At 64.3% G+C, this 6,355-nt stretch carries 3 protein-coding genes and 1 pseudogene; all 4 read right to left on the bottom strand.

The genetic code is table 11. The features are described from left to right. Window positions 1-139 precede the first annotated feature (139 nt). Window positions 140-2,239, bottom strand: coding sequence for an elongation factor G (gene fusA / locus V5A19_RS13320; RefSeq protein ID WP_332319714.1), 2,100 nt, complete (start codon window positions 2,237-2,239; stop codon window positions 140-142). Between the two features lie 280 nt (window positions 2,240-2,519). After that, window positions 2,520-2,990 (bottom strand): 30S ribosomal protein S7, encoded by a 471-nt coding sequence (gene rpsG, locus V5A19_RS13325; RefSeq protein ID WP_332319713.1) that lies wholly within the window; start codon window positions 2,988-2,990, stop codon window positions 2,520-2,522. Window positions 2,991-3,002: 12 nt separating this feature from the next. After that, a complete protein-coding gene (gene rpsL / locus V5A19_RS13330) occupies window positions 3,003-3,374 on the bottom strand; it encodes a 30S ribosomal protein S12 (protein WP_332319712.1) in 372 nt (123 codons plus the stop codon). Between the two features lie 212 nt (window positions 3,375-3,586). After that, window positions 3,587-6,355, bottom strand: a pseudogene (locus V5A19_RS13335) (DNA-directed RNA polymerase subunit beta'); the annotation flags it as partial.

The raw sequence follows: 6,355 nt of genomic DNA on the forward strand, positions 1-6,355 counted from the left end.
ATGGTGCCCACGTTGATATGCGGCTTGGTGCGCTCAAACTTTTCCTTGGACATCGTACATCACTCCCCTCAAGCGGTGCCCGCTTCGCGCTTCCGCCCTGTCTTAGCGGACGGCGCGGCCTGGCGGCGGTTCGAATTCCTCAGCCGTGCGCCTTTTGGATAATCTCCTGGGAGACGCTCTTCGGCACCTCGGCGTATTTGCTGGGCTGCATGGTGTAGGTGGCTCGGCCCTGGCTCAGCGAGCGCAGGGCGGTGGCATAACCGAACATCTCGGCCAGGGGCACCTCGGCCTGGATCACCTTGCCGGAGGTGCTGTCCTCCATGGAGCCCACATTGCCGCGCCGGCTGTTGAGATCACCGATGACGTCGCCCATGAATTCCTCGGGGCAGACAACTTCCACGTCCATCCTGGGCTCGAGGAGCACGGCGTTGGCCTTGCGGGCGCCCTCCTGGACCGCCTGCGATCCTGCAATCTTGAACGCCGCCTCGCTGGAGTCCACTTCGTGGTAGGAGCCGTCGAACAGGGTAGCCTTGACGTCGACCATGGGATAGCCGGCGAGCACGCCGTTCTCAAGGGCTTCCCGGATACCTTGGTTCACCGAGTTGATGTAGTCCTTGGGGACCACGCCGCCAACGATGGCATCGACGAACTCGTAGCCGGCGCCTTCCTCGTTGGGTTCCAAGCGGACGAACACGTGGCCGTACTGGCCGCGACCACCTGACTGCCGGATAAACTTGCCTTCCGCCTCCACCTTGGCGCGGATGGTTTCGCGGTAGGCCACCTGGGGCTGGCCGACATTGGCCTCCACATTGAACTCGCGCTTGAGGCGATCAATGATGACCTCCAGGTGCAGCTCACCCATCCCGGAGATGATGGTCTGGCCGCTCTCCTCGTCGGTGCGCACCTGGAAAGAGGGGTCCTCCTGGGCCAGCTTGGCCAGCGCCGTACCCAGCTTCTCTTGGTCCTGTTTGGACTTGGGCTCGATGGCCACGGAGATCACTGGCTCCGGGAACTCCATGCGCTCCAGCAGGATCGGGTGCTTGGGATCGGACAGGGTCTCCCCGGTGGCAGTGTTCTTCATCCCTACCGCCGCGAAGATGTCGCCGGCGTAGACCTCGTCGATCTCGCGGCGCTCGTTGGAGTGCATCTGCAACAGGCGGCCCACCCGCTCCTTCTTGTTCTTCTGCGGATTGGACACGTTGGAGCCCGCCGACAGGTGGCCGGAGTAGACCCGCATAAAGGTCAGCTGACCGGCGTAAGGGTCGGTGGTGACCTTGAAGGCCAGCGCCGAGAAGGGCTCATCGTCCTTGGGATGGCGCTCGTCCGGCTCACCGGTGTCCGGGTTCTCGCCCTGAATGGCGGCGATATCCACCGGACTCGGCAGAAATTGGATGACGCCGTCAAGAACCGCCTGGACGCCCTTGTTCTTGAATGCAGTGCCGCAGAAGGCGGGGACGATGTCGAGGCCCAGGCAGCCCTGGCGCAGGCCGCTAACCACGTCGTCGTAGCTCAGCTCGCCGGCGTCGAGGTACTTCTCCATGAGGCCCTCGTCGGCCTCCGCGGCCGCCTCGAGCAGGTTCTCCCGATAGGTCTGAGCCTGGTCCTTGAGGTCATCCGGGATCTCGCTTTCGGTGAAGTTGGCCCCCATGGTCTGCATGTCCCAATGGATGGCCTTCATCCGCAGCAGGTCGATGACCCCTTCGAAGTCCTCCCCGGAGCCGATGGGCAGCGTTACCGCCACCGGCCGGGCGCCCAGGTTGTCCCGCATCTCCTGCATGACGTTAAAGTAATCGGCGCCCATCCGGTCCATCTTGTTGATGAAGGCCATGCGCGGGACGCTGTACTTGTTGGCCTGGCGCCAGACCGTCTCGGACTGGGGCTCCACACCGCCGACCGCGCAGAACACCGCGATGGCCCCGTCGAGGACACGCAGAGACCGTTCCACCTCGATGGTGAAGTCCACGTGTCCGGGGGTATCGATGATATTGATCCGGTGCTCGGGGAACTGCTTCTCCATTCCCTGCCAGAAGCAGGTGGTCGCAGCCGAGGTGATGGTGATGCCGCGCTCCTGCTCCTGCTCCATCCAGTCCATGACAGCCGCGCCGTCATGGACCTCGCCGATCTTATGGGAGATACCGGTATAGAACAGGATGCGCTCGGTAGCGGTGGTCTTGCCGGCATCAATGTGGGCGGCAATGCCGATATTCCGATACCGCTCGATGGGAGTATTCCTAGCCACGACCGCTGCCTCTTCGTCCTTCAGCAGTGAAAATTCCGTGCCCGCTAACCCGACTGCGAACAGGCCGCTGGAAGCGGGGAACGCGGAAAAGGTTGCCGCTGCCGGCTCCGGCAGCGAGCAGACCCCCGGAGGGATTACCTCTCCGGGAAAAACAAATCCGCCAACTCGAGAGTTAGCGGATCCTGCTTTCCGTCCGGCATACCCGCCGGGCGGAAAGGCCCGCCCTGCGTACCGGGGCGGACGGCAGAACCGCAAGTTAGACAAGCGGTGAGTTTGGCGACTACCAGCGGTAGTGAGCGAAGGCCTTGTTGGCTTCGGCCATCTTGTGTGTCTCTTCGCGCTTACGCACCGAGCCTCCGCGACCGTCGGCGGCCTCGAGAAGCTCGCCGGCGAGCCGCTCGGTCATGGACTTCTCACTACGCCGCCGGGCGTATTGCACCAGCCACCGCATAGCCAAGGCGGTCCGCCGCTGGGGACGGACCTCCACCGGCACCTGATAGGTGGCGCCGCCCACGCGGCGGCTCTTCACCTCGACTACCGGGCGGATGTTCTCTAGCGCGCCCTCGAACAGCTCCACTGGACCCTCGCTGCGGGCCTTCTTCATGTGCTCGAAGGCGCCGTAGATCGTCCGCTCGGCGGTGCTTTTCTTGCCGTCGCGCATGAGGTGGTTGATGAACTTGGCCACCGTCTTGGATCCGTACTTGGGATCCGGCAGAACCTCGCGCTTCGGTACCTCGCCTCTCCTGGCCATCGAGCTATCCCCTTACTTCGGCCGCCGAGTGCCGTACTTGGAACGGGCCTGCCGGCGATCGCTCACCCCGGCCGTATCCAGGGCGCCCCGCACCACGTGGTAGCGGACACCCGGCAGGTCCTTGACCCGGCCGCCACGTACCAGAACCACGGAGTGCTCTTGCAGGTTGTGGCCCTCCCCGGGAATGTAGGTACTCACCTCTTTGCCGTTGGTGAGCCGGACACGGGCCACCTTGCGCAACGCCGAGTTGGGCTTTTTGGGCGTTGCGGTATAGACGCGGGTGCAAACGCCTCGCCGCTGGGGACAGGAGTCCAAGGCGGGCGTCTGGCTTTTCTCCTCAACCTTCTTGCGCCGCTTGCGCACTAGTTGGTTGATGGTCGGCATGCGACTCGCTCCCTTCAAAATAAATGACAGGCCGATAGGCCGGCCCGTCACGGGAAAGCATAAAATTATAATTCGCCCCAAGAAGGCTGTCAAGGCAGGGCCCGGCGCCATACGCCGGGCCCTGCCTTCCTCAGCCTACAACCAAGCGCCCATCGAGCTGCCTACGGGCCAGCTACGGCCCGGGGTGACCCGAGATGGGGAGCTCAGGCCCGTTAGGCACCGGCCGTAGACGCCTCGCCAGCCTCCTCGCTGGGTGCGGCCTCCGGCTCGGGGGCCGCTCCCTGGCGCTGGACTCGGCGCACCTTGTGGTAGGCCATCCCGGTACCGGCCGGGATCAGCCGACCCACGATGAGGTTCTCCTTGAGCCCTTGCAGTTCGTCCAGCTTGCCCTCCATGGCCGCCTCGGTCAGGACTCGCGTGGTCTCCTGGAAGGAGGCCGCCGAGATGAAAGACTCGGTGGAGAGACTGGCCTTGGTCAGGCCCAGCAGGATGGGCCGTGAGTCGGCCTCTGCCTTGCCCTCGGCGCGCAGCTTGTCGTTCTCCGCAGCCACCACGGAGCGATCCGCTTGATCGCCCTCCAGGAACTTGGAGTCCCCGGCTTCGACAATCTCCCGGCGCCGCAGCATCTGGCGGACAATGACCTCGATGTGCTTGTCGTTGATCTTCACCCCCTGAAGGCGGTAGACCTCCTGGACCTCGTCCACGATGTAACGGGCCAGCGCCTCGATACCCAGAATGTGCAGGATGTCCTGAGGGGCTGGGGGACCGTCCACGATGGGGTCGCCCGGGCGAACGTGGTCGCCCTCGTTGACGGCAATGCGACGCCCCTTGGGGATGAGGTACTCGCCCTCCTCGCCCTCGGCAGTCCGGATCAGCAGGCGACGCTTGCCCTTAGTGTCCTTGCCGAAGGACACCACACCGTCGTTCTCGGCCAGGACGGCGTGCTCCTTGGGTTTGCGCGCCTCGAACAGCTCCGCCACCCGGGGCAGACCACCGGTGATGTCCTTGGTCTTGGACGTCTCCCGGGGGATGCGGGCCAGGACGTCGCCGGGGTGAAGATAATCGGTATCGTTGATGTTGATGATGGCCCCGGCGGGCAGATAATAGCGCGCCGGCAGATCCGTCCCCGGGATCTGGACGGCCTCGCCGGACTGGCTCACAAGCTCGATCCGCGGCCGCATGTCGCGGCCCTTGGCGCCGCTGACATCGGTCACCTGCAGGGAGGTGAGGCCGGTGACCTCGTCCGTCTGCTGGGTAGCGGTAACCCCGGATTCGATGTCCTGGAAATGGGCCATACCACCCACCTCGGTAAGGATGGGCATGGTGTAGGGATCCCACTCGGCCAGGGTGGCCCCGGCTTCCACGTTGTCGCCCTCGGACACAGTCAAGGTGGCACCGTAGGGGATCTTGTAACGCTCGCGCTCGCGGCCCGTCTCCTGGTGAAGGGTCAGCTCGCCGTTGCGGGATACCACCACCAGGCGCCCGTTGCGGTCCGAAACCGTGTTCAGATTCTCGAACCGAACATAGCCGCCGTACTTGGTCTCCTGCGAGGCCTGCTCCGCGGACCGGCTGGCGGCACCGCCGATGTGGAAGGTACGCATGGTCAGCTGGGTGCCCGGCTCACCGATGCTCTGGGCAGCGATGATGCCCACCGCCTCACCGGTAGTGATGCGGTCACCCCGGGCCAGGTCCCGGCCGTAGCACAGGGCGCAGACCCCGTTGCGGGATTCGCAGGTAAGCACAGAACGGGCTACCACCTGGTCGACGCCGAGCTCGTCGAGCTGCTCCACATCCTCCTCGTAGAGTAGCTTGCCGCGCTCGAAAAGCACCTCGCCGGTGTCGGGGTGGTAAACCGGCTGGGCGGTGACCCGGCCGAGAACCCGCTCGGAGAGGGGCTCGACCACATCGCCACCCTCCACTAAGGGTGTCATGGCGGTACCGTCTTCCGTGCCGCAGTCCTCTTCCTCTACCACGCAGCTCTGGGACACATCCACCAATCGCCGAGTCAGGTACCCGGAGTTGGCCGTCTTCAGGGCCGTATCGGCCAGGCCCTTACGGGCGCCGTGGGTGGAGATAAAGTACTGAAGGACGTTGAGGCCTTCGCGGAAGTTGGCCGTGATGGGCGCCTCGATGATGGAGCCATCGGGCTTGGCCATCAGCCCGCGCATGCCGGCGAGCTGCCGGATCTGCTGGGCCGAGCCACGGGCCCCGGAATCGGCCATCATGAAGATGGAGTTGAACGAGTCCTGCTCCACCTGGTTGCCTTCGGCATCGGTCACCGTGTCCGAACCAAGGGTCTCCATCATGCGCTCGGCCACCTTGTCGTTGGTGTGCGCCCAGACGTCAATGACCTTGTTGTAGCGCTCGGAGTTGGTGACCAGACCGTCGGTGTACTGCTGATAGATCTCCTTGACCTCGTCCTGGGCAGACTGCAGCAACGGCTCCTTTTCCTCCGGAATCACCATGTCGTCCAGACCGAAGGAGATGCCCGACTTGGTTGCGTAATGGAAGCCGGTGTACATGAGCTGGTCGGAGAAGATGACCGTGGGCTTAAGGCCGGCCTTGTGATAGCAGGCCTTGACCAGGACCCCAATGGCCTTCTTGTCCAACACCTTGTTGACCAGGTCGAACTCCAGCTCCTCGGGCAGCAAGTCCACCAGCAGGGCCCGGCCCACTGTCGTGGTATACCGATCCCCGCGGATGCGCACCTGGACCTTGGCTTGCAGCTCGGCGGCCCCGGTCTGATAGGCCCGCCGGACCTCATCCACATCGCGGAACATGGCCCCTTCGCCGGTAACGTTCACCGCTTCCCGGGTCATGTAGTACAGGCCCAGCACCACGTCCTGGGTGGGGGTAATGATGGGCTCACCGTTGGCGGGACCCAGGATGTTGTTGGAGCTCATCATGAGCACCCGAGACTCCATCTGGGCCTCGGTGAACAGCGGCACGTGCACCGCCATCTGGTCGCCGTCGAAGTCGGC

Source organism: Thiohalorhabdus sp., assembly GCF_036628635.1.
In the GTDB taxonomy this organism is placed as follows: domain Bacteria; phylum Pseudomonadota; class Gammaproteobacteria; order Thiohalorhabdales; family Thiohalorhabdaceae; genus Thiohalorhabdus.

Excerpts from the sequence above, each read along its gene's own strand:
- rpsL (WP_332319712.1), bottom strand. The coding sequence starts at position 3,374 with ATGCCGACCATCAACCAACTAGTGCGCAAGCGGCGCAAGAAGGTTGAG.
- rpsG (WP_332319713.1), bottom strand. The coding sequence starts at position 2,990 with ATGGCCAGGAGAGGCGAGGTACCGAAGCGCGAGGTTCTGCCGGATCCC.